The sequence below is a fragment of the Micromonospora sp. NPDC023644 genome, assembly GCF_040640115.1.
In the GTDB taxonomy this organism is placed as follows: domain Bacteria; phylum Actinomycetota; class Actinomycetes; order Mycobacteriales; family Micromonosporaceae; genus Micromonospora.
Map to the genome: position 1 here is coordinate 113,681 of NZ_JBFABA010000017.1, position 2,096 is coordinate 115,776.

At 74.9% G+C, this 2,096-nt stretch carries 1 protein-coding gene and 1 pseudogene; both read right to left on the reverse strand.

The features are described 5' to 3' along the window. Positions 1-1,397 (reverse strand): DEAD/DEAH box helicase (locus AB0G08_RS15950; RefSeq protein WP_358087841.1); only part of this gene is annotated, 1,397 nt, incomplete at its 3' end. Between the two features lie 301 nt (positions 1,398-1,698). Further along, positions 1,699-2,096, reverse strand: a pseudogene (locus AB0G08_RS15955) (hypothetical protein); the annotation flags it as partial.

The following is a 2,096-nucleotide window of genomic DNA, read 5'->3' on the forward strand; positions in this document are numbered from 1 at the left end:
CCGTAGCGGCGCTCGCCCTGCGGCCGGTCGCCGTAGCCACGGCTGTCGGTCGGCCGGTCGCCGTAGCGGCGTTCGCCCTGCGGCCGGTCGCCGTAGCGCCGCTCGCCCTGCGGACGGTCGCCGAAGCGGCGTTCGCCCTGCGGACGGTCGCCGAAGCGGCGCGGGCCGCCGGGCCGGTCGCCGTGCCGGCGCGGCTCCTCGGTCTCGACGCGCACCGGGACGCCGCTCGGCTCGCGGGCGCCGGTCAGCTCGGCGAGCGCCGGATCGCCGGCCCGCACGCGGGTCTCGGCCGGCGCGACGCCGGCCTTCTCCAGCATGGCGAGCGTGGTCCGCCGCTGCTTCGGCAGCACCAGCGTGGCCACCGCGCCCGACTCGCCGGCCCGGGCGGTACGACCCGCACGGTGCAGGTAGTCCTTCGGGTCCTTCGGCGGGTCGACGTGCAGCACCAGCGTGACGCCGTCGACGTGGATGCCCCGGGCCGCCACATCGGTGGCGACCAGGACGTTCACCCGGCCCTCACGGAACTCGGCGAGCGTGCGGGTACGCATCCGCTGGGTCTTGCCGCCGTGCAGCCCACCCGCCCGTACGCCGACGGCGGCCAGCTGCTCGACCAGCCGGTCGACGCCGAGCTGGGTCCGGGCGAAGACCATCGTCCGCCCCTCCCGGGCCGCGATGGACGCGGCGACCGGGAACTTGTCGTGCGGCGGGATCAGCAGCATGTGGTGGTCCATGGTGGACACCGAGGCGGTGGACGGGGCGGTGGAGTGCGTCACCGGGTCGGTCATGAACCGCTTGACCAGGGCGTCGACGTCGCCGTCCAGGGTGGCCGAGAAGAGCAGCCGCTGGGTGCCGGCCGGCGTCTTCGCCAGCAGCTCGGTGACCTCGGGCAGGAAGCCCATGTCGGCCATCTGGTCGGCCTCGTCGAGGACGGTGACCTCGACGTCGTCCAGGTGGCAGACGCCCCGGGCGATCAGGTCGCCCAGCCGGCCCGGGGTGGCCACGATGATCTCCACCCCGCGTCGCAGAGCGTCGATCTGCCGGTCGTACGGCACGCCGCCGACGGCGGTCTTCAGGAACACGCCGACGGCCTTGCCGAGCGGCATGAGCGCGTCGTTGACCTGCATCGCGAGTTCCCGGGTCGGCACCAGGACCAGGGCCCGGGGCCGCAGCGGCCGGGCCCGGTTGCGGTCAGCCACCAGGGCCAGCAGGGGCAGGCCGAAGGCCAGGGTCTTGCCGGAACCGGTCTGGCCCCGGCCGAGGACGTCCCGGCCGGCGAGCGCGTCCGGCATGGTGGCGCGCTGGATCTCGAACGGGGTGGTGATGCCCTGCCGGGCGAGCGCGTGGACCAGCGGCTGGGGCAGCCCCAGCGCGGCGAAGTCGGTGGCCTCGGGCGTCACCGGGGCGGCCTGGCCCTGGGCGGTGCCGTCCTGCTCGACGGCGGTCTGCGCGTCGGCGGTGTCGAGGGCGGTCGGAAACGTGCTGGGTTCAGCAAAGGTCGTCAAGAAATGCCTTTCGAGCGGGGCGCATCTTCGCGATGGCCTGCCGCAGCTGAACGCCGCCGAATCGCCCGCAAGATCGCCCATGGGCGCGCAGGGCGCGCCGGGTCAGTGATCCTCACCAGTGTACGGCGAAGCGGCGAGCCCGCCACCGGAGCACGGACGGGTAGTGGGCGGGCTCACCATCGTCGTCGTACGCGGCTCACTTGCTCAGGACGCCGCCCACCAGCCCGCCCACCGTGTCGTTGGCGAACAGCACGACCAGCACGGAGATCGCCACCAGCAGGCCCAGCGAGGCGGCCAGCACGACCATCACCTTGGTCGTGCTGGACCGCTCCTCGGTCGGGGTCTCCGTCCAGCCCTGGGCCAGGATGTGCCCGGTCAGCGAGCCGGAGTTCTCCACCGGGTTGCTCGGGAACGAGACGGTGCTGAAGCCGGGGCCCTCGGTGCCGGCACCGTAGATGGTGCCCAGGTCGGGCCCGCCGTCGTAGCGGCCCGTGGGGCCGCCCCCGGCCCGCCCGGCGCGCGTGGCCGGGCCGCCGTCGGAGCCGCCGTCGGTGCGACCGGCCAGCCGGCGTGCCTCCCGGGGCGCGGTGGCCG